The organism is Streptomyces sp. NPDC005438 (genome assembly GCF_040606315.1).
Classification (GTDB): domain Bacteria; phylum Actinomycetota; class Actinomycetes; order Streptomycetales; family Streptomycetaceae; genus Streptomyces.
On sequence record NZ_JBEXEP010000003.1, the window covers coordinates 13,611 to 35,839 of the forward strand.

The 22,229-nt window shown below is 72.6% G+C and carries 22 protein-coding genes and 1 tRNA gene; 10 read left to right on the forward strand and 13 right to left on the reverse strand.

What is annotated here, in order from left to right; genetic code table 11:
• Positions 1-22 precede the first annotated feature (22 nt).
• Complete coding sequence (locus ABZT14_RS08280; protein ID WP_356298608.1) at positions 23-244, reverse strand: zinc ribbon domain-containing protein; 222 nt, start codon at positions 242-244, stop codon at positions 23-25.
• Positions 245-340: 96 nt separating this feature from the next.
• Entirely contained in the window at positions 341-1,591 is a 1,251-nt protein-coding gene (locus ABZT14_RS08285; protein ID WP_356299299.1) for a hypothetical protein, read from the reverse strand.
• Between the two features lie 180 nt (positions 1,592-1,771).
• On the opposite strand from ABZT14_RS08285, the gene ABZT14_RS08290 reads away from it, so the two are divergent.
• A tRNA-Val gene (locus tag ABZT14_RS08290) sits at positions 1,772-1,843 on the forward strand.
• 102 nt (positions 1,844-1,945) lie between these two features.
• Here ABZT14_RS08290 and ABZT14_RS08295 read toward each other — a convergent pair.
• From ABZT14_RS08295 to ABZT14_RS08305, 3 genes are all read right to left on the reverse strand, one after another.
• Positions 1,946-3,235 (reverse strand): hypothetical protein, encoded by a 1,290-nt coding sequence (locus ABZT14_RS08295; protein WP_356298610.1) that lies wholly within the window; start codon positions 3,233-3,235, stop codon positions 1,946-1,948.
• Positions 3,236-3,445: 210 nt separating this feature from the next.
• Positions 3,446-4,351 carry an SDR family oxidoreductase gene (locus ABZT14_RS08300; protein ID WP_356298612.1) on the reverse strand — a complete coding sequence of 302 codons (906 nt, stop codon included), beginning with the start codon at positions 4,349-4,351 and terminating at the stop codon, positions 3,446-3,448.
• A gap of 135 nt (positions 4,352-4,486) precedes the next feature.
• The gene (locus ABZT14_RS08305; RefSeq protein WP_356298614.1) at positions 4,487-5,536 is read right to left on the reverse strand and encodes an NAD-dependent formate dehydrogenase; all 1,050 of its coding nucleotides are present in this window, start codon (positions 5,534-5,536) and stop codon (positions 4,487-4,489) included.
• Between the two features lie 289 nt (positions 5,537-5,825).
• On the opposite strand from ABZT14_RS08305, the gene ABZT14_RS08310 reads away from it, so the two are divergent.
• Positions 5,826-6,086 (forward strand): GlsB/YeaQ/YmgE family stress response membrane protein, encoded by a 261-nt coding sequence (locus tag ABZT14_RS08310; RefSeq protein ID WP_356298615.1) that lies wholly within the window; start codon positions 5,826-5,828, stop codon positions 6,084-6,086.
• Positions 6,087-6,391: 305 nt separating this feature from the next.
• Entirely contained in the window at positions 6,392-6,592 is a 201-nt protein-coding gene (locus tag ABZT14_RS08315) for a hypothetical protein (RefSeq protein WP_356298617.1), read from the forward strand.
• Between the two features lie 294 nt (positions 6,593-6,886).
• Here the strand turns inward: ABZT14_RS08315 and ABZT14_RS08320 are convergent, their stop codons facing one another.
• Positions 6,887-7,408 carry a MarR family transcriptional regulator gene (locus ABZT14_RS08320; RefSeq protein ID WP_356298618.1) on the reverse strand — a complete coding sequence of 174 codons (522 nt, stop codon included), beginning with the start codon at positions 7,406-7,408 and terminating at the stop codon, positions 6,887-6,889.
• A gap of 100 nt (positions 7,409-7,508) precedes the next feature.
• On the opposite strand from ABZT14_RS08320, the gene ABZT14_RS08325 reads away from it, so the two are divergent.
• Positions 7,509-8,057 (forward strand): DoxX family protein, encoded by a 549-nt coding sequence (locus tag ABZT14_RS08325; protein WP_356298620.1) that lies wholly within the window; start codon positions 7,509-7,511, stop codon positions 8,055-8,057.
• An 18-nt stretch (positions 8,058-8,075) separates the two neighbouring features.
• Here the strand turns inward: ABZT14_RS08325 and ABZT14_RS08330 are convergent, their stop codons facing one another.
• Complete coding sequence (locus ABZT14_RS08330; RefSeq protein WP_356298622.1) at positions 8,076-8,801, reverse strand: VTT domain-containing protein; 726 nt, start codon at positions 8,799-8,801, stop codon at positions 8,076-8,078.
• A gap of 197 nt (positions 8,802-8,998) precedes the next feature.
• On the opposite strand from ABZT14_RS08330, the gene ABZT14_RS08335 reads away from it, so the two are divergent.
• Positions 8,999-9,607, forward strand: coding sequence for a superoxide dismutase family protein (locus ABZT14_RS08335; RefSeq protein ID WP_356298624.1), 609 nt, complete (start codon positions 8,999-9,001; stop codon positions 9,605-9,607).
• Positions 9,608-9,670: 63 nt separating this feature from the next.
• Here ABZT14_RS08335 and ABZT14_RS08340 read toward each other — a convergent pair whose 3' ends face one another.
• The gene (locus tag ABZT14_RS08340; protein WP_356298625.1) at positions 9,671-10,339 is read right to left on the reverse strand and encodes an HNH endonuclease family protein; all 669 of its coding nucleotides are present in this window, start codon (positions 10,337-10,339) and stop codon (positions 9,671-9,673) included.
• Positions 10,340-10,524: 185 nt separating this feature from the next.
• Here ABZT14_RS08340 and ABZT14_RS08345 point away from each other — a divergent pair, with 185 nt between their 5' ends.
• A complete protein-coding gene (locus ABZT14_RS08345) occupies positions 10,525-11,301 on the forward strand; it encodes an ABC transporter permease (protein ID WP_356298627.1) in 777 nt (258 codons plus the stop codon).
• 241 nt (positions 11,302-11,542) lie between these two features.
• A complete protein-coding gene (locus ABZT14_RS08350; RefSeq protein WP_356298629.1) occupies positions 11,543-12,127 on the forward strand; it encodes a TMEM165/GDT1 family protein in 585 nt (194 codons plus the stop codon).
• Between the two features lie 138 nt (positions 12,128-12,265).
• Here ABZT14_RS08350 and ABZT14_RS08355 read toward each other — a convergent pair whose 3' ends face one another.
• Positions 12,266-12,937: an HAD-IA family hydrolase gene (locus ABZT14_RS08355; RefSeq protein WP_356298630.1), complete on the reverse strand. Its 672-nt coding sequence runs from the start codon at positions 12,935-12,937 to the stop codon at positions 12,266-12,268.
• A gap of 356 nt (positions 12,938-13,293) precedes the next feature.
• On the opposite strand from ABZT14_RS08355, the gene ABZT14_RS08360 reads away from it, so the two are divergent.
• Positions 13,294-14,298: a peptidoglycan-binding protein gene (locus ABZT14_RS08360; protein WP_356298632.1), complete on the forward strand. Its 1,005-nt coding sequence runs from the start codon at positions 13,294-13,296 to the stop codon at positions 14,296-14,298.
• 16 nt (positions 14,299-14,314) lie between these two features.
• Here ABZT14_RS08360 and ABZT14_RS08365 read toward each other — a convergent pair whose 3' ends face one another.
• Complete coding sequence (locus tag ABZT14_RS08365; protein ID WP_356298634.1) at positions 14,315-14,656, reverse strand: antibiotic biosynthesis monooxygenase; 342 nt, start codon at positions 14,654-14,656, stop codon at positions 14,315-14,317.
• Between the two features lie 529 nt (positions 14,657-15,185).
• Between ABZT14_RS08365 and ABZT14_RS08370 the strand changes: the two genes are divergently transcribed.
• A complete protein-coding gene (locus ABZT14_RS08370; RefSeq protein WP_356298636.1) occupies positions 15,186-17,195 on the forward strand; it encodes a bifunctional glycosyltransferase 87/phosphatase PAP2 family protein in 2,010 nt (669 codons plus the stop codon).
• 536 nt (positions 17,196-17,731) lie between these two features.
• On the opposite strand, the gene ABZT14_RS08375 is transcribed toward ABZT14_RS08370, so the two are convergent.
• The 3 genes from ABZT14_RS08375 to ABZT14_RS08385 all read right to left on the reverse strand — a co-directional run bounded on the left by ABZT14_RS08375 (position 17,732) and on the right by ABZT14_RS08385 (position 20,637).
• Positions 17,732-18,484 (reverse strand): SCO2322 family protein, encoded by a 753-nt coding sequence (locus ABZT14_RS08375; protein ID WP_356298638.1) that lies wholly within the window; start codon positions 18,482-18,484, stop codon positions 17,732-17,734.
• The gene (locus ABZT14_RS08380) at positions 18,481-19,788 is read right to left on the reverse strand and encodes a prenyltransferase/squalene oxidase repeat-containing protein (RefSeq protein ID WP_356298640.1); all 1,308 of its coding nucleotides are present in this window, start codon (positions 19,786-19,788) and stop codon (positions 18,481-18,483) included. The genes ABZT14_RS08375 and ABZT14_RS08380 overlap by 4 nt, the downstream gene beginning before the upstream one ends.
• A 207-nt stretch (positions 19,789-19,995) precedes the next feature.
• The gene (locus ABZT14_RS08385; RefSeq protein ID WP_356298642.1) at positions 19,996-20,637 is read right to left on the reverse strand and encodes a TetR family transcriptional regulator; all 642 of its coding nucleotides are present in this window, start codon (positions 20,635-20,637) and stop codon (positions 19,996-19,998) included.
• Between the two features lie 210 nt (positions 20,638-20,847).
• On the opposite strand from ABZT14_RS08385, the gene ABZT14_RS08390 reads away from it, so the two are divergent.
• Entirely contained in the window at positions 20,848-22,194 is a 1,347-nt protein-coding gene (locus tag ABZT14_RS08390; protein WP_356298643.1) for a glycosyltransferase family 4 protein, read from the forward strand.
• Positions 22,195-22,229: the final 35 nt, after the last annotated feature.

Sequence of the window (22,229 nt, forward strand, 5' to 3'; positions counted from 1 at the left end):
CACGGGGCGTACGCCCGCGCCCTCAGCCACAGCAGCCGCCACCACAGCAGCCACCGCCCCCACCCGAGGGCGGTGCCGGGGCGGGGGCCGAGGCGGCACCGCCGCCCAGCGCCACGGTGGACAGCAGCTTCACCGTGTCCTGGTGGCCGGAGGGGCAGCTGGCCGGTGCGGAGGACTCGGCCATCGGACGGTTGCGTTCGAAGGTGGCGCCGCACTCACGGCACCGGTACTCGTAACGAGGCATGGCCGCAGCATAGGCCGCCGTCCTCCACTCCGGCCCGGCGATGCCCACCCCGACCCGTCGGACGGCAATAGGCGCCGCCACCACGGCCGTTGCGCCTCAGCCGCTGGCCCGCTCCTGGCGGATCTGCTCCACCACGCCGCCCACCGTCTCCTTGACGGCGTCCAGCTCCTGGAGGAAGTGCCAGTAGTCGGGGTGCCGTCCGGTCAGGCCCGCCACCGCGCGGTCCACCCGCTCCACCGAACTGTCCAGCGGGGCGGCGTGCCGGGGGTCGGGCGTGGACCGGCCGGCCATCGCGAGCCGCTGGGCGTCCCGGATGGCGAAGCGGACCCGCTCGACCTCCTTGGCGTGGTCGAAGGACACGGCGTTGAGCCGGTCCAGGCGTTCCCCCGCCGTCTTCACCGCCTCGTCCGTGGAGTTCAACAGCGCCCGCACCGTGGACAGCAGACTGGTCGCGTCCGCCCAACGCTGGTCCCGGCGGGCCTGGGTGGCCTCGCGCAGCTTCTCCTCGGCCTGGGTCGCCGAGCGCACCGCCTGCTCCGGCACCCGCTGGAGGTCCTGCCAGCAGGCGGCGCTGAACCGTCTTCGCAACTCGCTGAGCACCGGCTCCACCTGGCCGGCCCGGGTGTGCAGAGCCTGGGCCCGGGTGCGCAGCGAGGACAGCCGCTTGTCGATGTCCTCGGCCTTCTGGGGCAGCTGCGCGGCCTCGACCCGGATCGCCTCCGCCTCGCGTTGCACCCGGTCGGCCCGGCGCAGGGTGTCCGACACCCCGTGGGTGCCGGCGCCCTCGTTGAGCCGGGTCAGTTCCGGCGACAGCCCGGCGAGCCGGGAGGCCAGTTCGTCGGCCCGCAGGCCGGCGGCACGCACCTCCTCCAGGGCCTGGGTGGCGGCCAGCAGTCCCTGCCGGGCCCGCTCCACCGCCGGTGCCAGCTGGGCGAGTTGGGTCTCGGCCTTCTCCAGCAGCGGGCCCAGCCCCTGCTCGAAGCGGGTGAGTTCCTGGTTGACCCGTTGCAGGGCCTCCTTGGCCCGGGTCAGGTCCTGGAGCGCGGAGGAGGCGGTACCGCCGTCCAGGTCGTCGCGGTCCAGGTCGTAGGAGTCGACGGCGGTGATGTAGTCGTGGCTGACCTGGTCGATCCGGGTGCCGAGGGCCTCGAAGTCGGCGACGGCCTTGCGGCCGGCGGGTGAGTTGTCGACGGCGGTGATCGCCTCGATGGAGATCCGTAGTCCCCGTTGCGCGGTGTCGAGTTCGTAGAAGGCGTGCGCGGCGTCGTCCTTGGCGGTCTGTGCCTGGGCGCGCTGACTCTCCACGCGACCGCTCCCCCAGCCCCAGCGGCGGGAGCCGCCGTTCATCGCCGTCACGTGATCCTCTCCCGTACGTCGTCGCCCTGGCCTGGCCGGCTGCCATTCTCCCACCCGGTACGACGAACACGGAGGGCCGGGAGTTTCGGATCGGGAGTCGCCAGAAGTCGGGGAGGGCGGGTTTGCGCGGGCCTGGTCGAAGCAGGGTAGGCTTTGGCCTCGTTGTGGCCGGGGCGCATAGCTCAGCGGTAGAGCGCTTCCCTTACAAGGAAGATGTCACAGGTTCGATCCCTGTTGCGCCCACTCGAAGAAGTCGCCGTTCCCTCCGGGGAAGGTGTGTCCGAGGGGGCCTCTCCGCTCACGCAGCGCGGAGAGGCCCCCTCGGCGTGGGAGGGGTGGCACACCCTAGTCCCGCAGGTAGACCTTCCGGGGTTGGCCGGGGGTGGACCGCGTGAGCGACTTCCCGTCCCTCGCCAGGGTGAGGGTCACGTCCTTGGGCCGGCACTCCTCGGACGCCTTCCCCTCGACGACCCGTACCGGCTTGGAGGCGACCTTGTCCGTGGTCGCGCTGTTCCGGGCGTACAACGGAACCCGGGCCACGCAGCGTTGACCACCGGTCCTGGTGAGTACGGCGAAGGGGGAGTCGGGGGTGGACTCCTTGACGGTCAGCCGCTCGTCACCGTCCCGGAGCCGCCAGGTGCCGAGCCAGTCCCGGTCCAGGCTGAACACCGCCGGGGGAGGGGTGGGGAGCTTCCGCTCCTCCTCGTTGGGCTCGACCCTGGTGAAGGTGAGCGGCAGGGCGTCGAAGCTCAGCCGGGTGCCCGCCTTGTTGAGTTTCATCCGGTCCCAGAAGTCCTGGAAGGGGCAGGACCTGGAGCGCTCGCCCGCCTGACGGTAGACGCCCCGGAACTCGCCCTCCCGGCTGGCCTGGGTGAACAGTCCGACCCGGACGACACAGCGGGGTCCCTTCTGGCGGAAGAAGGTCGCCACCCCGTGGTGGCCCCGGCGTTGGACCGCCACCCGCTGTGAACCGTCCCGGGACTTCCAGCTGCCGAAGTACCGTTCGTCGAGCTGTTTCACCCGGCGGCTCTCGGTGGGGGTGCCGAAGCCCCCGCTGCGGGACCACTCCAGGGTCGTGACCTGCTGGTCGCCGTACTGACGGAAGCGTGCGCGGGCGCCCTCGCCGGTGATCTTCACCTTCGTCCAGCCGTCGAAGCGCTTCTTGAGGTGCTTCGTCCAGTGGGAGAGGTCCCCGGTACCGATCGCGGCGACGGACTCCTCCGGCGGCTCGCCGTCGTCGCAGAAGCGGCCGAAGTCCGCGATGGCGGCGACGGTGCCGTGGGAGGCCGTCAGGGTGATGTCCGGGCAGGCCTCGGTCCTGGTCCGGTACAGCAGGGTGGCCTGGGACCACTTGCCGGTGTCGGGGTCGTAGTGGCGCTCCTGGAGGCCCCGGCCGTTGACGTGGCGCATCTCCACCCGGCGGCCCCCGGGCAACCTGAGCGTCACCAGCTGCCGCCCCTCGGCCCGGAGTTGGGTGGTGGCGGAGTCCTTCGGGGTGGATGCCGAGGTCGACGGGGGCGCGGGCGACCCGTGGTCCGTGCCGTCACCGGAGAACGAGTACGCCCCCCACGCCACCGCCGGCACCAGCAGGGCGGCCCCCACCGCCGCCGTGACTCGTCTGTTTCGGCCCTGCATCCACGCTCCGGTTCGCTAGGAGGTTCTCGTACGCGCCCTGAGGTCTCCTCGGGGGCGCCCCACCGAATCGACGAGCGCCCGGTGGTGAAGGTTGCACGGAACGGAGTACGGGGTTCCCGAACGTTCGGGCGCGACGACCAGGGGTGACACGGCGGTGTCGGCGTGTACGGGGAGCGCCGGCACACCGGGGAGGGGGCTCCCGGAGCGTGGTCAGGGCAGGGGAGTGCCCCCGGTGGCGTTGACGATCTCGGCGGTGATGTAGCTGGCCTCGGGCGAGGCCAGGAAGACGTAGGCCGGCGCCATCTCGGCGGGCTGTGCCGCCCGGCCCAACGGGCTCTGCGCGCCGAAGCGTTCGGTGTCCGGGAGGGTGGCCGGGATCAGCGGGGTCCACACCGGTCCCGGAGCGACCGCGTTGACCCTGATCCCGCGTTCGGCCAGCATCGCGGCGAGCCCCTGGGTGAAGTTGACGAGGGCGCCCTTGGTGGTCGCGTAGTCCAGCAGGTGGGGGCTGGGCTTGTAGCCCTGTACGGAGGCGGAGTTGATGATGCATCCGCCCTTCGGCAGGTGGGCCACGGCCAGTTTCGACAGCCAGAAGGTGGCGTACAGGTTGGTCTTCACCACCCGGTCGAACTGCTCGGTGGTGATGTCCTCGATGCCGCCGGGCTGCGACATCTGGTACGCGGCGTTGTTGACCAGCACGTCCAGCCCCCCGAACGCGTCGACGGTGCGCTCCACCACCCGTCGGCACTGCTCCTCCTCGCGGACGTCGCAGGTCAGGACCAGGGCCCTGCGGCCGGCCTCCTCGACCAGGGCGGCGCTGGCCCGCCCCTCGTCCTCCTCCTCGGGCAGGCAGGTCAGCGCCACGTCGGCGCCCTCCCGGGCGAACGCCAGGCACACCGCCCGCCCGATGCCCGAGTCGCCACCGGTGACCAGGACCCGACGGCCGGTGAGGCGTCCCGAACCCCGGTAGCTGTCCTCCCCGTGGTCGGGGCGCGGTGACATGTGCTCGGTGTGCCCGGGGTGGGCGTCGGACTGCTGGGGGAACGGCGGGCGGGGGTGCCGGGTGGTCGGGTCCTGGGTCGGGCCGTCGGTGTTCGCCGGGTCGTCGGTCGTCATGCGCGCGGTACTCCTCCAGGGACGTGACCGGGGGCCGCCTCACGGTGGGCCCCTGCCGCCCGGGTTGCCGGGAGGGGGCCGGGCAAACCGGTCGCCCTGTCCGGCGAGCACCCGGGGGTGGGGCACCGAAGGGGCTCAGTCCCGCGAACCGTCCACCAACAGGTAGTCCTCGGGCAGGGGTTCGCCCTCCAGGTGGGCGGTGAGGATCTCCCGTACCCCGGCGGCGATGCGGTGCTGGGCCTCCCGGGTCATGCCGGAGTAGTGGATGGTCATCGCCTGCCGGGGCATCGTCCTCCAGGGGTGGTCCGGCGGTGCCGGCTGCGGGTACCAGGTGTCCCCGGCGTAACCGGCCAGATGCCCCTTCTCCAGGGACTCCACCAGGGCGTCACGGTCCACGATGGCGCCGCGAGCGGTGTTCACCAGCCAGCTGCCGGGCTTCATCGCCGCCAGCCGACGGGCGTCGAACAGAGCCCGGCTCTCCCCCTGGAGCGGCAACGCCAGGCAGACCACGTCCGACTCCGCGACGAGGTCGTCCAGCCGTGCGTAGCGCGCCCCCAGGGTGGCCTCCTCGGCGGGGTCGCGACGGTGCCGGGCGTAGTACAGCAGCGTCACGTCGAAGGGGCGCAGCCGTAGGGCCGTGCGGGCCCCGATGGCCCCCAGGCCCACCAGCCCCACGGTCTTTCCCTCCAGGTCGTGGGCGGCACAGGCGGCCTCGGCCACGTCCCAACGGCCCTCCGCGACCTGGGCGTGCGCCGGCAGGAAGCCCCGTACGAGGGCGAGGATCGCCATCACGTTGTGTTCGGCGACGCTCACCACGTTGCTGCCGGTGACCTCGGCCACGGAGATGCCGTGCCGGCGGGCGACGTCCTCGTCGATGTGGTCGGAGCCGATCCCGGCGGTGATCACCAGACGGAGGCGGCGGGCGTGCTTCACCCGCTGTTCGTCCAGGTACAGCGGCCAGAAGGGGGTGGTGATCAGTACGTCCGCGTCGGCCAGTTCGCGGTCCAGTTCCTCGCCGGTGTCCGAGGTGCTGACCAGGGTGTGGCCGGCGTTCTCCAGGAACGGACGCAGGCCCAGGGCGTTGCCGACGGCGGCCGGGACGTCGTCGCACTCCTCGTCCCGGCTGTCGGGGTAGAGGACGGCCACCACCTTGGTCGGACGGGTCTTCCGTACGCTCTCGCTCATGGGGTGAACACCACCTTCGCGGCGCCGGATCCCGATCCCGGCGCCCTCGTGACCGGGCCGCGCGGTCTCCACGACCCACCTGTCGGGTTCGGTCCCCGGAGTCCGTACGGGGACCGCCTCCGCCGGGTTACCAGGCTGGACCGCTCTCACACCCGCCTCCGCCCCTCGGAAGGTGGCGGGCGGATGTGCGGGGGTGGCTCGCCGGGTGTTTAACCAGGTGGTCAGCGGTCAGATGTCCACCATCCGCGCTTCTAGGGAACGGAGGCGTCCCGCGTCGAAGGAGGAGTTCGTGACCATTCTCGGTTGGATCGTTCTGGGTCTGCTGGCGGGAGCCATCGCCAAGGCGCTGATGCCGGGCAAGGACCCCGGTGGCTGTCTGATCACCATGCTCATCGGGGTGGCGGGCGCGCTGCTCGGTGGGTGGCTGGGGAAGGTCCTGTTCGGGGTGGACTCCGTGGACGGCTTCTTCAACCTCTCGACCTGGGTGGCCGCGATCATCGGGTCCCTGATCCTGCTGTTGGGGTACCGGATGCTCACCGGCCGGCGTTGAGCACACCGGCCGCGGTGTGAGGTCCGGTGCCAGGGCCCGGGTGTGACCTTCGGTCGCGCCCGGGCCCTGGCCGTTGAGGGGCCCCGGTTGGCCGGCCGGGGCGCGCTGGTGGCCGGTTCCGGGAACGCGCGGTGCGCCCCCGGGCCGCTCGCGTACGGTCCCGGACCGCCCGGCGCCTCGGTGGCCGAACTCGTGGGCGGAGCGCGGTGGTTGGGGTCCCTCCCGACGCCGCGTGGGGAGAGGTCCGGGGATTTTCTCCGTACCGCCGGGGTGCGAAGTGGGCGGGTACGGCTCACCCTGGCGGCATGGCTGCCATAGCGATCGTGGTGTACCCGCCCAGCGAGTCGGGCGGGCGTCGGGTGCGGGCCGGGGAGCAGATCCTGGGCACCGCCTACTCCCGGCGTGACCTGGTGGAGTTCCTGCGCCGGGCCGGGCTGGAGGACCCCGACCTGGAGGATCCCGGTCTGGTCGAGTGGCGTGGTGGGGGCGCGGAGGTGTGGGACTGAACCCTCCGCCGGGCCGGTCGGTTGGGGGTGTGTCGTTCGGATGACTACGAGACTCGCCCGCGGTGTCACCTCGCCGCGTTGTCGCCGTAGATCGCCGTAGATCGCGGGGAGACGACGCTTACCGATGCCCCGCATCGACCCCGCCTCAGCCTCCGCCGCCTCGCTGTGTCACCTGGCGCACGACACCAGAACGCGCTCCTGGTCTCCCGGATCCACGCGACACGTCTCGGCGAATCGGAGGGGGGCGAGGGGGCGTTGCCCCGGGGGCGACCGGCCGTGCATGGCCGGGGCGCCTCAGCCGCGTTCGGTGCCGGCGTGTGGGGCGCGGTGGCCGTTCTTCCCGCCGCGTTCCGGGGTGCCGGGTTCGCGGAGCCGTTCGCCGATCCGGCCCAGGGCCTCGGCGACGGTGGTGAGTTCCTCACGGGTGAGCGGGTCGATGAGGGCCACCCGTACCGCTTCCACATGGCCGGGCGCGGTGTCCTTCAGGACCTGGCGCCCCTCGTCGGTGAGCTGGGCCCGGACCCCGCGTACGTCCTCGGGGCAGGAGGACCTGCTGACCAGGCCACGCTTCTCCAACTGCCCTATCTGGTAGGTGAGTCCGCTCTTGGAGGTGATCAGCGCGCGGGCCAGTTCGGTCATCCGCATGGCACCCTCGGGTTCGCGGGCGAGGCGTACCAACACCTCGTACTGCGGATGGGAGAGGCCGGCGTCCTCGCGCAGCTGCCGCTCCAACCGGCGCTCCACCCGGTGGGTGGCCTCCAGGAAGCTCTGCCAGGCGGCCTGCTCCTGTTCGTCGAGCCAACGCGTCGCGGTCATGGGCCCAGTCTAGGTGGGCTTGTCGTACGGCGGCTCCCCGCTTACCGTCGATGTTGTTCGAATTTGAATAACTTTCCCCGACCCCTCGGGAGACACCGACATGAGCGCACCCTCCGCCGCCCTCCCCGACCGCGCCCGGACGACCACTCCCGAGGACGGTCCCCTCCAGGGGGTCGACCTCGGACTGCTGGTCCTGCGGATCGGTCTCGGACTGACCATGGCCGCGCACGGCTGCCAGAAGCTGTTCGGCTGGTTCGACGGCCCCGGCCTGGACGGCACGGCACAGGGCTTCTCGGCGATGGGCTACCCGGCCGGCAAGACGATGGCCACCATCGCCGGGCTGGCCGAGACCTTCGGCGGCCTGGCCCTGGTGCTCGGACTGTTGACCCCGCTGGCCGGCGCCGCGGTGCTGGGCACCATGCTCAACGCCCTCAACGTCAAGTGGGGCGGAGGCTTCTTCCAGCCCCGGGGGGTGGAGTACGAACTGTTCCTGGTCGCTGCCGCGGCGGCCGTCACCCTCACCGGGCCCGGCCGGATCGCCGTGGACCGGGCCCTGCCCGTACTGCGGCAACAGCGACCGCAACACGGCCTGGCCGCACTGGTGTTGGCGCTGGTCACGGCCGGACTGGTGCTGCTGCTCAAGGACTGAGCGGCGACCGCCCCCGACTCAGACGGTGCCCCCGAGTCCCTCTCCCCACTGGGCGGGGGGCTCGGGGCGGGAGGCCGGCTCGTCCTCGGGGGGAGGTGCCGGCCTCATCGCCAGCGGGGTGTCGGCGACCTCCCGGGGCGCCCGCCGTATCAGGAAGGCCGCGAACGACCCGGCGGCGAACAGGGCGAGCACCGACAGCACGGTCGAGAACGGGTTGTGGCCGAACCAGTGGCTTCCGAAGTACCCCACGCCCACGCCGTAGCAGGCCCAGATCATGCCGGCCAGCGCTGACCAGGGGAGGAAGTCGCGGGCCCGGCGGCGTGCGGCGCCGGACATCAGGCTCACCACCGAGCGGCCGGCCGGAGCGAAGCGGGCCACCACCACCAGTGCGCCGCCACCCCGCACCACCGCGTGCCCCAACTGCCGCTGGGCCTTGGCCAGTCGGGGCAGCCGGCCCAGCGCGCTGTCCACCCGGGGGCCGCCGTGCCAGGCCAACTGCCAGGCGATCAGGTCCCCTATCACCGAGGAGGTCGCCGCGCAGGCCAGCAGGGTGAACACCTCGGGCACCGGCCCGGGCAGGGCGTGGCTGAGTCCGGTCGCGGTACCGCTGGCCGCCGCCGTGGCGGCCGTGACCACCAGCACTCCACTGGGCAGCACCGGCAGGAAGACGTCCAGCAGCACCGAGCTGACGACCACCAGATAGATCCACGGGGCCGCAGACCACGATCCCAGCGTTTCCAGCACCGTCTCTCCCCGTAGCCGCTCGTTGTCAGCGGGTGCCGTGTTGCGGATGTTGTCTCCGTTACCGCCGTACAGCGTACGTCCAGGTCGCCCACAGGGAGCCCTCGGGGGCGTGTGGGGCTGGTGTTCGGGGGTTTCGTTCCGCTGATGCGCTGCCATGGTGCCGACGACACGCTCGGGTTGGCGGGAGGAAGCTGGCGATGGCGGTAGCGAAGGCGGCGCTCGCGGCCGTGGCGGTGGCCGTGCTGGTCGTGGTGGGTACGGAGAGCGTGGCCCTGGACGGGGGCGAGGGCGGGGCGGGGACCGCCCCGGTCGACGACGGCCGGGAGGCGCGGACCGGTGGCACCCTCGTACCGGCCGGGCAGGCGGCCGGCGCCCGTATCCGGCTCGCCCCGGAGGAGGGCGAGCCAGGAACCCGACGGGCCCCGGGTGCCTCGGGGTTGAGGACCGCGCACGGATTGGGGGTGCCGGTCCACATCTCTCCCTGCGGTACCCGTTCCGAGCCCCCGGGGCCGCACTACCAGCGGGTCGAAGGTCCCGTGCGGCCCTCGGTGGACCCTCGCGAGGAGGTGGGGAGGGACTTCACCGCCGACCCCCGTGGGGCGGGGTGGGCGGAGGCGCTTCAGGGGTGGAAGTCCCGCCCGGGGGAGGCCCGTTCGCGGGTGCCGCACCGGCGGGCCACCCACTCCGGGCCGGGTGGGGTCGGTCAGGCGGGGGAGCGGGTGGCCTGTCTGACCGTGCCGTTCACCCCGTTCCCGGGACCGACCGGGGACCGGATGGCGTCGTTGCGGTCACCGAGGACGAGCTGAGGCGGGACGAAAAGGTGCCCGGGGCGGTCAACCCGCCCCGGGCACCTTCGGTGTCGGTGGTGCTCAGCAGCCTTCGAGGGCCTCGGTGATGGCGGCCTTCTCGTCGGTGTCGACGGTCATCTCGTAGGTGTGCTTCACCCAGACCCACATGCGCGCGTAGGTGCAGTGGTAGCCCTCGCTGGGCGGCATCCACTTGGCCGGGTCCTTGTCACTCTTGGACCGGTTGCTGGCGGCGCTGACGGCGATCAGCTGGGAGATCTCCAGGTTGTTGGCGAACCCCTCGCGCTCCTCCTGGGTCCAGGAGGAGGCGCCGGACTTCCACGCCTCGGACAGCGGCACCACGTGGTCGATGTCCAGGTCGCCGGGCTCGCTGAAGGTCTCGTCGTCGTAGGCGCTGGTCCAGCTGCCGGAGGTCGGGTAGCAGTCGTTGCCCACCTCGACGTCGTCGCCGTCCCGCTTCAGGACGGCCTCACGGGTGTTGCAGTTGTCGCCCTGGTCGCTCCAGTGCGGGAACTTGTCGCGGTCGTAGCCGTCCGAGGAACCCTCCGCCTGTTCGGTCAACTCGCCGAGCATGGTGGTGGCTTCGGAGGCGCTGGGGGGAGAGGGGGGTGCGGCCTGGGCGGTGGTTCCGGTACCGGCGACGAGCAGGACGCCGGCGCTGAGAGCCGCCACCACGGCCGAGCCACGCGCGTAGCGCCGGCCACGGCCGTGACTCTTCTGGATCCCCTGCATATGTGAACTCCTTGAATCGTGGGGGGGAGTTGGGCGTGCCACCTCGTGGGGAGGGATGCTGACAGCGCCGGGTTTCCAGTTGGCATGTGCCGCGTTACAGCGTGGCGACATGGGCACGTCACATCAAGGGCTTTGACCTATCTTGACTCCGAACGCCGCCGTGATGTTCCCCTTACGGTGCTGTGGTGACCTTCGCCGCGAATGCCCTCCTTAGGGTCGACCTGGTGTTCGGCGTGGTGCTCGCCTCGCTGCTGCTCGCCGCCGTCACCCTCGTCAGCCTCGCCCGGCTGCGCCAGGACGACGGAAGCCCGTACGGGCCCGCCCTGCTGACCGCGGGACTGCGCGCGGCACTCCAACTCGCCGCCGTCTCCTGGGTGATCGGCTGGGCGATGGGTGCCGTACCCGGTGTGCTGGCCTTCGTCGCCCTGATGTGCGCCGTGGCGATCCGTACCGCCGGCCGCCGGATCACCGCTCACCACAGCTGGTGGTGGGCGGCGGCACCGGTCCTGCTGGCCGTAATGCCGGTACTGGCCGCCCTGCTGCTGACCGGACTGGTGCCCCCACGCGGGGTCGCCCTGATCCCGGTCGCCGGCATCCTCGTCGGCGGTGCCATGACCGCGACCGTACTGGCGGGCCGGCGCGCCCTGGAGGAGCTGACCACCCGCCACGGAGAGGTGGAGGCCGCCCTCGCCCTGGGGCTGTCGGAGCGGGAGGCCCGGCTGGAGGTCGCCCGCCCGGCGGCCTCCGGGGCGCTGGTCCCGGGCCTGGACCAGACCCGCACCGTCGGCCTGGTCACCCTGCCCGGAGCCTTCGTCGGAATGCTGCTGGGCGGAGCCTCCCCACTGATGGCCGGGGCGGTCCAACTCTTCGTGCTGGTCGCCCTGATGGAGGTGCAGTCCGTGGCGGTGGTGGTGACCCTGGAACTGGTGGCCAGGGGGCGGATGCGAAGGGTACGGCCCTGAGCGGGGTGGCTGGCCGGGGTCGTCGTCCGTGGTCTACGGTGAGGGGACCGAGGGGGAGTAGCTCTCCGCCGGACCGTCGACATACTGGCCGCCAGCTCGCTGGTGGCCCGGCGCCCGGAGCGTGCGCGAGGCGCACGCCAGCGAGACCTTCGGCCGCAGTGTCCGTAGACGCTGTCGTGCCGAGGTGTGTGCTGCTCCACTCCCTTCCGGCGCGACGGCATTGCCGCCAGGAGTGCGCCAGATGATCTCTCTCACCGTCGTCGCCGTGGTGTTCGGCGTGGTCTTCCTCGCCGAACTGCCCGACAAGACGGCACTGGCCGGGCTGATGCTCGGCACCCGCTTCCGTGCCTCGTACGTCTTCGCCGGAGTGGCCGCCGCCTTCGTGGTGCACGTCACCCTGGCCGTGGCCGCCGGCAGCGTGCTGACCCTGCTGCCGCACCGCTGGGTGCAGGCAGTGGTGGGCCTGCTGTTCCTCGCCGGGGCGGCCATGCTGCTCCTCCAGCGCCCGGACGACGAGGAGGAACAGGCGCGTACCCCCTCCGACCAGTCCTTCTGGAAGGTCGCCGGCAGCGGTTTCATGCTGATCCTGGTGGCCGAGTTTGGGGATCTGACGCAGATCATGACCGCCAACCTGGCGGCCCGTTACGACGACCCGCTGTCGGTCGGCCTGGGCGCGGTCGCCGCGCTGTGGGCGGTGGCCGGACTGGGCATCCTCGGTGGCCGCACCCTGCTCCGGGTGGTGCCGCTCCCGCTGATCACCAAGCTGGCGGCGGCCCTGATGGCCGCGCTGGCGGTGTTCAGCCTGTACGAGGCGTTCACGGGCTGAGCCCTTCGGCGCGAGTGAACGGCCGTCGGGGGAGGGGAGGTTGGCCTCCCTCCTCCGGGTGAGCCGGGTGACCCGTGCGGCCCGGGTGGTGGGGCTGGTCCGCGCCTGTCTGTCGAGCGGCCGGTTCCCCCCGGGGGCTCAGGCCGGCAGGTGGAGCCGTATCCGCCCCTGGGGGAGAGGCTCGACGGTGACGCCGCTCAGGTCGGGCACGGCGACGGTGGGGGACAGGTCGGCGGCCCGGTGGCCGACGCCGACCACCCTCATACCGGCCGCGCGGGCGGCGGCGATGCCGGCCGGCGAGTCCTCGAAGGCCACGCAGTCGGAGGGGAGTTGGCCCACCTCGGCGGCTCCCTTGAGGAAGCCCTCGGGGTCCGGCTTGCTGGCGCTGACGTCCTCTGCGGTGATCCGGGTCGCGGGCATCGGCAGTCCGGCGGCGGTCATCCGGGCCCGGGCCAGGTCGCGGCTGGCCGAGGTCACCAGGGCGTGCGGCAGTCCGTGCAGAGCGCGGAGGAAGGCGGGCGCCCCGGGGACGGGGACCACGCCCTCGGTGTCACCGGTCTCCTGGTCGAGCAGTGCGCGTCCCTCGGCGTGGTTCCGCTCCGACGGCCGGTCGGGGAGGAGCTGCGCCATGGTCAGGTGGGCCTGCTGGCCGTGGGCCACCGACAGCACGTACTCGGGGTCCAGGCCCTGCCGTGCCGACCAGGCCCGCCACACCCGTTCCACCACGGCGTCGGAGTCGACCAGGGTCCCGTCCATGTCCAGAAGCAGGGCGCTGGTCTCCAGGAGGGTGCCGTCGGTGCTCGGGGCCATGCCGTTCCTTCCTGGTGCGGGAGCAAGTGGTTCCGCCCGCCGGTCAGGGATGCCCCGAGGATCGGAGCACGGACGGAACCACTTTGTTCTCGTACGATACAAAAACCTGGGCGTCCCTGCCAGAGGGTGTCCGTGATCCGGGCGGAACCGGTCGTCCGGGCACCGCCTCACGGTCGTGGCGGCGCCCGACTGCTCTCGGTGTGGGTGTCGACCGGGGATGTTCGCCCACTTGGGAAGGGTGCGACGAGTTGTCCGTCTTTCCCGACGGGGCGTCCTCGCCGCCCCGTTGGCGCGGGTGGAACGACGCTGCATAATCGCCTTCACTTTCGACCGGAGCCGAGGAGAGGCGGACCCCCGTGACGGCGCCCCAGGACTGCCCGATATGTCTGGCGCCCCTGCGGGAGGGTGCGCCCACCTGCGAATGCTCCGGCACGGGCGGGGACCGGTTGCCCGCCCCGGCCCGTCGTCGCCGCGCCAAGGGGCCGAACCCCGACGACGTGGCCCTCTTCGACGAACTGGAACCCCAACCCACCGTCACCGACCGGGGGTTGCGGGAGCTGGCGGTCACCCCACTGGCGTCCGCCCCGGGGCGTCGCCGTCTCGGAACCACCCTCGTCCCGGGCGGTGAGCCCCGGGAGCCACGGCCCGAGCGGCCGGCGTCGGCCCGCCGCGGGAGGCGTCGGGTGTGGTGGACGTTGACCGCCGTGCTGGCGGTGGCCGCGCTGACTGCGACCGTGGTGGACCTCGGCGGAGGGGGCGACTCCACCGAGCGGACGGACCGCGCGGAAACCGTGGTGCCCGACAAGGACACCAGCTACCCGACCCCGCCCCCGCCGAGTCAGCCCACCCGGGGCGGGCCCTCCACCTCACCCAGCGACAGCGTCAGCCCCACGGCCAGCGAGAGCCCCGAGGGGAACCGCTCTCCCGGCGGGGGCAAGGTCGCCGCCCCCGGAGGTGGGGCCAGCAGTGCCAGCCCCACCAGGAGCAGCGCCGAGCCCACCCCCGACGACCCCACCCCCACCAGCAGCGCCCCGACCCAGAAGCCCCCACCGGTGCTGGAGGAGGGGGACAAGGGAGCCGAGGTCGCCGAACTCCAGCGCCGGCTCAAGGAGTTGGGCTTCTTCACCGGCGAGGACAACGGCCGGTTCGGCCCGAGCCTGACCTCGGCGGTGACCGCCTTCCAGCGCGCCTACGACGTCAAGGGCGACCCCAAGGGCGTGTACGGAGCGCACACCCGCAAGGCCCTGGAGAAGGAGACCGAGGGCGCCCGCCCCGAGGAGGGCGCCGAGGGGCCGGGGGAGGCGGAGCCGGCGACCTCCGGGGAGCCCGCCGCCAGCGGGCGGGCCGTCCCCCTCGGCTGAACCGGCCTCTGCGCGGTCAGTCCCCTGACGTCCCGGGCTCGACGCCCAGGGCCACCTCGAAGGACCACACGGTGGAGTCGGTGGCCGCCGGCTTGGGGCGCTCCCCGCCCTGACCGCCGCCCTGACCACCCTGGTGGGCCTCCTTCATCGGGCCCTCCATCCAGGCCTGGAACGACGCCTCGTCCCGCCACCACGTACAGACCAGGTACTTGTCCGTGCCGTCCACCGGCCGCAGCAGCTGGAACCCCTCGAAACCTTCCGCCTTCTCCACCGTCCCGGCGCGGGCGCCGAAGCGCTGCTCCAGCACCTCCCGCCGATCCTCGGGGACGGTGAGGACATTGATCTTCACGATGCTCATGACCACATCCTGCCGGATTCCCCCGGTCGACGGGGTTCCGCGTGGGTGTGAGGTGGTCGGGGCGCGAGGGTGGTGCGGGGGCGCGGTGGAGGAAGCGCGGTGATCCGGGGGCGACCCCGGTCACGCCCCCCGGGGCCCCGGCGTTCCGGGGAAGCCCGGGGTCCCGCTGTGAGAAGCTGCCCCCTTGGGCCGCCCCGGGGTTCCCCGGCGGCCCGCCGGTGGGGGGCCACGGTTCACGGCGCGTTGGCCGAATCCGGCGGACCCTGGGACAAGTCCGAGGATTCGGACGGTGATACTGGGCACTCAGGTAACGAGGCGGTGTCGAGCGTCTGACACCTGTGACAGTGTTCGACCTCGGTCGGTCGCGCCCACGGCGGCGACGGCCGGCCCGGGGCGGCGGATCGTGACCTGACCCGTAGCGGTCGATTCGGTCAACGGAGCAGAACGGAGAACGCGGCACGTGGCGGCGGACCAGGCGGCAGGCGGAGACAGGGGCGGGCTGGCTCAGCAACTCGGTTCTCGCACCGGGATGGCGTTGATCGGCCTGTGGCTGCTGGCCCTCACACTCGCGGTACGTCAGGCCGCCGTGGTGCTGAGTCGGCCGGCCGACGAACGCCTCACCGACCTGCTGGCCTGGATCGGTGACCACGGCGTGCTGACCGCCGGGGAACCGCTGTACGCCGAGGGAACCTTCACCGGCACCCCCTTCGCCGGACTCGTGCTCAAGCCCCTGACCCGGGCCGCCCAGGCGGGACTCGGCGTGGCCTGGACCCTGGGCACCCTGCTGTTGGTGGCCGCGGTGGCCTGGGTCGCCGTACGGGCCCTGCCCGGCAGGGTCTCGCCCCGGGCCAGCCTGTTCGCCACCCCGGTCGCCCTGTGCCTGCTCACCCTGTCCCTTCCGGTACGCAACACCTTCACCCTCGGCCAGACCAGCATCCTGCCGGTCCTCCTGGTGCTGATCGGCTGGCTGCACTCGGGCCGTGACCGGCAGTGGGGCGGCGCCCTCATCGGTGTGGCCGCCGCGCTGCAACCGGCGGTGCTGCTGTTCGCCCCGCTGCTGTGGCTGACCGGTCGCCGTCCGGCGGCCCTCGCGGCCGGCGGTACCTTCGCCACCGCCACCCTGGCGGCCTGGATCGCGATGCCGGGCGACTCGTGGACCTACTGGGTGCACCACCTGGCCGGTTCGGGTCTGGGGGAGGCCGCGGACGGACTGTCCAACCAGTCCCTGCACGGCGTACTGCTGAGGCTGGGACTGCGCGGGCCGCTGGAACTGGGGCTGCTGGCGGTGCTGGTGGCGGCCGTCGCCGTGGTGGCCCTGCGTCGCGCGGTGCACTACGCCAGGGACGGGCAACTGCTGCTGTCCGCCGCTGTCCTGGGCTGCGGGGTGGTGGCCTGTTCCCCCACCATGTGGCAGCACCAGCAGCTGTGGATCCTGCTGGCCCTGGTGGGGCGGCTGGGCCAGCGTGGCCCCGACCGGCTGGTGTGGCCGATCCTGGTGGTGCTGGTGATGACGCTGGACGGGAGCGCCCTGCTGCCCGCCATGCCGGCGCTCTCCCCCCTGGCGGAGAACCTCCCCCTGCTGGCCGCACTGGCGGTGGCCTGCGCGCTGCCGTTCCTGTCCACCAAGGACCCCACCTTCGACGCGCCGCTCGCCCCCCGGGTGCCCGAGCGGCCCCACCTGCTGCTGGAACTGCTGCTGATCCGCGTGGGGTACTGGGCGTACTCCTACGTACGCAGCCTGGCCCCCGACGGCCGGGACACGGCGGAGGCACACGGCCGCCAGATCCTCGACTGGGAGGCCGCGCTCCACATCGACGTGGAGCACACGCTCAACAACTTCGCGGCCCAGACCCCCTGGCTGGAGAACAGCGCGAACTTCTACTACTCCGCCTTCCACTTCCTGGTGCCCATCAGCCTGCTGGCCTTCCTCTACGTCCGGCGTCCGCTGGAGTACCGCAAGGCCCGTACCTCGCTCAGTGTGGCGACCCTGCTGGGCGTCGTCGGCTTCTACCTCTATCCGCTGGCCCCACCACGACTGATGCCGGGCCTGGGGTACGTGGACACCGCGCACGGCCCCCAGGACTTGTCGGACCCCGACTTCGGCGCGCTGACCGAACTGTCCAACCAGTACGCCGCGATGCCCTCGCTCCACGTGGGCTGGTCCCTGTGGTGCGCGGTGGTGATCGTCCGCATGACCTCGAAGTACTGGCTGCGGGCCCTGGGAATGCTGTACCCGATGCTGACGGTGTACGTGGTGATGGCCACCGCCAACCACTACATCCTGGACGCGGCCGGCGGCGCCCTGGTGGTGACCGTCGGGATGCTGCTGGGCCCCCGCCTGCCGAAGCCCGGCCCCCTGTGGAAGGGCTCCACCGAACCCGACCCGGTCACCGTGCCCGCCCAGTCGTCGGCGGCCGAGGTGCCCGAACCGGAACGGCCGGAGCCCGTCTCGAAGCCCGCCCCCGAGCCGGCCCCGGTGGCGGAGCGGGCCCCACGGGACGAGCGGGAACGGGTGGACGCCGAACCCACCGGAGGGTGACCGACCCCGGCCAAGGGCCCCGTGTCCGCCGAGGAGCCCGTTCGGCGGCCGAGGAGGAGCCAGGGCCACGGGGTGGTCGCACCGGGCCGGGCCGCTGGGCACCGGCCGGGGCGGTGGTCGTACCGCGTAACCCCCGACCGTGAGCCCTGGTGGTCCGCCGGTGGGGTCGTGGGGGAGGACGCTGTCCTCGCGGTCTTTGTGGGCCGGCCAGGCCGGCCAGAGCCGCCGAGGTCGCGTCGTGTGGCGCTCGTGGGCCCGAGGGGGCGCCGGTACGGGCCTCAGCGCCCGAACACGCGCGGTCACCCCGCCGCGTGTTCGGGCGGGCAGGGGTGTTGTCCCGCCCAGGCGGTGAGCGCGGACCTCGTCGGGTGGGTGGCTGAGGCGGCGGGAAGGCCGGGGAGTGTGGGCTGACCGACGCGGCTCAGGGCCGAGCCTCGTTGTCGGGACGTCCCCGGGGAGTGGACTCCGACGTCAGTCGTCGAGTCGTGGCGGCGTCACCGAAAGCGGCGTCATGGAGCGGCTCTCGGAACGTGGCGTCACTGACGGCGGCGGCGGACCTGCCACAGGGCGGCGGCCGACAGGGCGAGCACCGCGCCGACGCCCATGCTCAACCCGAGGGAGGAGCCTCCGCCCCCGGAGTTCTTCGCCTGCGCCCGCTGCTGGCCCACTTCCTCACCGCAGCCGGAGCCGGGGTAGCCGTTGAGGGAGCACAGCAGCCCGTCGGCGTTGTAGCGCAGTGGCTTCATCGTCCGCGCCAGGGCGTCACCGGTGGTGTCCTCGCCCGCCAACAGCGCGCAGGCGGTGTGTGGTGAGGGCGGACGTTCGCCCTTCGGGGCGTCCTTGACGGTGCCGAAGTCCACCACCAGGGCCACCCGGTGGGTGCCGGACTTCCTGGGGGTGTCCTGGCAGATGTCGTCGAAGCTGGCCGTGCCCCGGGGTTGGGCGGACCGGTCGGCGTTGTCCTCGCTCACTCCGAAACGGAAACCCAACAGGGCTCCGTCGTCCGGGTGTTGGGTGGTGGGCCCCTCGGAGGCGTAGGTCCAGGAGTCCTTCTCGTGCTCCCAGAAGGACCAGTAGCGGTAGCTGGGTGTCTCGGAGACCTGGGAGGGGGCCTCGGCCTGTGCCGGGAAGACGCCCACGGTGACGACGGTGCCCAGGGTCAGCGCGATCAGGCCACGACGTACCACGGCCCGTTGCAGCGACTCCAGGATCACCTCCTCCACCTGGTCGGCCCGAGTGGGGCGCCGGGTGTCCAGGGGCGTCGGCCGGTCCTGCCGGACGTCGCTCATAGCTGCCTCCGTCGTCCACTCATCAGAATGCCCATCCCGATACCGGCGGCCAGTCCGGCCCCCACCAGGGAAATGGTCCACACCGTGGAGCTGTTGTCCTTGTCGTCGTCCGAGGCTTCGTCGTCCTCGGACCTGTCGGCCCTCGCGGGCTGGGGGCCGGTGGCGTTCAGCCGCTTCACCAGGTCGACCCCGCCGAAGGACGTGGGGTCCGCGCCGCCGGCATGGGCGGCCAGTACCAACAGGCCCAAGGCGGTGGGATCCTCCTTCGCCTTGCTCCACTTGTCAATGTTCTTCGCCAACCAGCTGGTCGTGCGCCTGGCTTCGTCGGCGTGCTCCCCGGCGGCGAGGGCGAGTACCGCGTCGGCGGTGTTGGCGAAGTCCGGCTTCCCCTCGCTGCCCGGCATCACCGAGGGCAGCGCGCCCTTGTCCCTCAACACCCGGGCCAGACGCGCGGCTCCGGCCTCCGCCGCCCGTTCCCCGTCCGGCCGGGCGGACTTGCCGCCCCCGCAGTCCAGGGCACGGGCCGGGTGACGCTCGTCGTCCTCCACCGGTTCCACCAGCAACCCCTCGCCGTAGCCGGCCAGTACGGCGGCGGTGGTGGCGTCGTCGTTGGCGGCGAGCTTGCCCTTCTTGTCGGGCTGGAAGGCGTAGGCGCCGCGTTCGGCGCGCGGGGCGAAGCAGCCCAACTGGAGCTTGGCCAGGGCGTCGTGGGGCGACTTGCCGTTCCTGGTCACGTCCTCGGCGTCCTGGTCGGCCGCTTCGAGGGCGCCGACCACCAGGCCGGTGGAGTTGGCGTCGGAGGCGCCACCGGGGGTGAAGCCCCAGCCGCCGTCCTTGTTCTGGACCGAACGAAGCCAGGTCAGCGCCTTGTTGACCGGTGACGAGGACTTCTTCGACCCGTCCTGGTCGAGGGCGGCGAGGGCCTGTACGGCGGCGGCGGTGGCGTTGGTCTCCACCTTGGTGTCGTCGTCGCAGGCGGTGTCCGGTTCGGCGCGGTAGGAGGCGAACGCGCCGTTGCCGCACTGCTGGTCGGTCAGCCAGCGCACCGCCTTGGGCGCCGGCCGCCAACCCGCCGCGTGCTGAGCCAGCATGGCCACCGACTGCCGCAGTACGCCGTCGAACTGGGGGTCGCCCTTGCCGTACAGCTCCGGGGGCGGCGACTTGGCGGCGGCGTTCGTAGAGGTCGCGGTGGCGCTCGTGGTGGAGGTCGCGGCGGGGATCGCCGAGGCCGTCGACGTACCGAGCACGAGCAGGGCGCCGACCATGCCGGCGGTGAGGGGCGCGGTGGCGCGGCGCAGGGTCATCACGCTGCCTTTCGGTGATCGCTTCGCGGACGCCGCCGGTGGAGGCGTGCTCTCGGGCCGCCCTTCGCGGGCCGGTGGTCGGCGCCGTGGCCGGTTCCGGCCGGTGGGGCTCCGTCGGGGAGCCCGGGTGGACGTCCCGGTGGCTACCGGGGCCGGAGGTCTACCGGCCCTCCCGGTCGACCGGGGGCGCGTTCCGCGGCGCCCATGCTAGCCCCGGGCCCCGTGGGCGCTTCCCCGGGGTGCGGGGGCCGAGGGCAGGTCCACCAGCTGGCACACCGTGTGCAGGTCGACGCGTACCTGGTCCATGGTGGCCCGCCCGGTGAGCCAGCCGATGAGTACCGAGTGCCAGGTGTGGCCGATCACCCGTACCGCTGACAGCCGTTCCTCGGACGGCTCCTCCTCCAGGCGGATGGCGTCCTCGATGAGGGCGGTGGTCAGCCGGGAGACGCTGGCCACCTCCTCGGAGACGTGCTGGTCGGCGAAGTTGAGCGCCCTGAGCATGGCGTCGGCCAGCAGGGGCTCGTGCTGGAGGGTCTCGAAGGCCCGCAGCAGGGTGTGGGCCACCCGGTCCGAGGCCCGGGGGTGGCGGGGCGGGTGGGCGTGCAGGGTGTGGTGCAGCCGCTCCAACTGGTCGCGCATGGTGGCCACCAACAGGTGGACCTTGGAGGGGAAGTAGCGGTACAGGGTGCCCAGCGCCACCTGGGACGTCTCGGCCACCGCCCGCATCTGTACGGCGTCGTAGCCGCCCTCGCGGGCCAGCGTGGTGGTGGCCTCCACGATGCGGCGACGGCGGGCGGCCTGCCGCTCGGTGAGCTGTCCGGGGGCGCGGGTGTGCGGTGCGGGGGTCATCGGTCCCGTTCCATCGACGGTCTCCTGGGGCGGGCGGGGGATAGGTGACTGGCGGCCGTGGTGGGAATCACGCACCGTGGCCGTGGGAGCGAGGTGACTGGCCGGTAGATTCGTGGGCGGCGGAGCTTGCGCCCGCACAAGTGAAACTTGTTCTACATTAGCGCCGGCGGATACGCTCCGCCCCATGTCCAGCCTTGAAGGGGGCCGTGAGTGACCGCCGATGCCACGCGGGACGCCCAGACCGGTCCCTCCACCGAGGTCGGTCCACCCGAGGGAGACACCCCTCTACGCATCGCCCTCCTCAGTTACAAGGGCAACCCCTACTGCGGCGGTCAGGGGGTCTACGTACGCCATCTGTCCCGCGAACTGGCCCGACTCGGCCACCATGTCGAGGTCATCGGCGCCCAGCCGTACCCCGAGCTGGACCACGTGGGACCGGGCACCGTCACCCTCACCGAGCTGCCCAGCCTGGATCTGTACCGGCAGCCCGACCCCTTCCGCACCCCCCGGCGCGAGGAACTGCGGGACTGGGTGGACGCCCTGGAGGTGGCCACCATGTGGACCGGCGGCTTCCCCGAACCCCTGACCTTCTCCCTGCGCGCCCGGCGCCATCTCGCCGACCGGGTGGGGGAGTTCGACGTGGTGCACGACAACCAGACCCTCGGCTACGGACTGCTGGGCCTGCCCCGGCTGGGGCTGCCCCTGGTCACCACCGTCCACCACCCCATCACCGTGGACCGCCGACTGGAGCTGGACGCCGCCGAGGGCTGGCGGGCCCGCGCCTCGGTGCGCCGCTGGTACGGCTTCACCAGGATGCAGCGACGCGTCGCCCGACGACTGCCGGCGATCCTGACCGTCTCCGGTTCCTCCCGCCAGGAGATCGTCGACCACCTCGGGGTACGCCCCGACCGGGTGGACGTCGTCCACATCGGCGCCGACGCCCAGCTGTTCGCCCCCGACCGCGACCAGCCCGAGGTACCCGGCCGCATCGTCACCACCTCCAGCGCGGACGTCCCCCTCAAGGGGCTGCTGTACCTGGTGGAGGCCCTGGCCAAGACGAGGGCCGAACACCCCGACGCCCACCTGGTCGTGGTCGGTACGCGCCCCGCCAGGGGACCGGTGGCCGAGGCGATCACCCGGTACGACCTCGCCGACCGGGTGGAGTTCGTCAAGGGCATCAGCGACCAGGAACTGGCCCGGCTCATCCGAGGCGCCCAGGTGGCCTGCGTCCCCTCGCTGTACGAGGGCTTCTCCCTGCCGGCCGCCGAGGCCATGGCCACCGGCACCCCCCTGGTGGCCAGCACCGGCGGGGCCATCCCCGAGGTCGCCGGCCCCGACGGGAGGACCTGTCTGGCTGTACCGCCCGGGGACTCCGACGCGCTCGCCGTCGCCCTGGTACGGCTGCTCGGCGACCCCGCGCTGCGCCGGCGCCTGGGAGAGGCCGGGCGGGCGCGGGTGCTGGGCCGGTTCACCTGGGAGCAGGCCGCGTTGGGCACCGTACGGCGGTACCGCGCCGCGATAGCGGCCCAGGGCCGCTCCCCCCGGAAGGCCGGCTGACCCCTCCGCCCCGTGCGAACCGCATACCGTCAGGA

Coding starts and splice junctions, on each gene's coding strand:
- ABZT14_RS08280 (WP_356298608.1), bottom strand. CDS start 244: ATGCCTCGTTACGAGTACCGGTGCCGTGAGTGCGGCGCCACCTTCGAA.
- ABZT14_RS08285 (WP_356299299.1), bottom strand. CDS start 1,591: ATGAACGGCGGCTCCCGCCGCTGGGGCTGGGGGAGCGGTCGCGTGGAG.
- ABZT14_RS08295 (WP_356298610.1), bottom strand. CDS start 3,235: ATGCAGGGCCGAAACAGACGAGTCACGGCGGCGGTGGGGGCCGCCCTG.
- ABZT14_RS08300 (WP_356298612.1), bottom strand. CDS start 4,351: ATGACGACCGACGACCCGGCGAACACCGACGGCCCGACCCAGGACCCG.
- ABZT14_RS08305 (WP_356298614.1), bottom strand. CDS start 5,536: ATGAGCGAGAGCGTACGGAAGACCCGTCCGACCAAGGTGGTGGCCGTC.
- ABZT14_RS08315 (WP_356298617.1), top strand. CDS start 6,392: ATGGCTGCCATAGCGATCGTGGTGTACCCGCCCAGCGAGTCGGGCGGG.
- ABZT14_RS08320 (WP_356298618.1), bottom strand. CDS start 7,408: ATGACCGCGACGCGTTGGCTCGACGAACAGGAGCAGGCCGCCTGGCAG.
- ABZT14_RS08325 (WP_356298620.1), top strand. CDS start 7,509: ATGAGCGCACCCTCCGCCGCCCTCCCCGACCGCGCCCGGACGACCACT.
- ABZT14_RS08335 (WP_356298624.1), top strand. CDS start 8,999: ATGGCGGTAGCGAAGGCGGCGCTCGCGGCCGTGGCGGTGGCCGTGCTG.
- ABZT14_RS08340 (WP_356298625.1), bottom strand. CDS start 10,339: ATGCAGGGGATCCAGAAGAGTCACGGCCGTGGCCGGCGCTACGCGCGT.
- ABZT14_RS08350 (WP_356298629.1), top strand. CDS start 11,543: ATGATCTCTCTCACCGTCGTCGCCGTGGTGTTCGGCGTGGTCTTCCTC.
- ABZT14_RS08355 (WP_356298630.1), bottom strand. CDS start 12,937: ATGGCCCCGAGCACCGACGGCACCCTCCTGGAGACCAGCGCCCTGCTT.
- ABZT14_RS08365 (WP_356298634.1), bottom strand. CDS start 14,656: ATGAGCATCGTGAAGATCAATGTCCTCACCGTCCCCGAGGATCGGCGG.
- ABZT14_RS08370 (WP_356298636.1), top strand. CDS start 15,186: ATGGCGTTGATCGGCCTGTGGCTGCTGGCCCTCACACTCGCGGTACGT.
- ABZT14_RS08375 (WP_356298638.1), bottom strand. CDS start 18,484: ATGAGCGACGTCCGGCAGGACCGGCCGACGCCCCTGGACACCCGGCGC.
- ABZT14_RS08380 (WP_356298640.1), bottom strand. CDS start 19,788: ATGACCCTGCGCCGCGCCACCGCGCCCCTCACCGCCGGCATGGTCGGC.
- ABZT14_RS08385 (WP_356298642.1), bottom strand. CDS start 20,637: ATGACCCCCGCACCGCACACCCGCGCCCCCGGACAGCTCACCGAGCGG.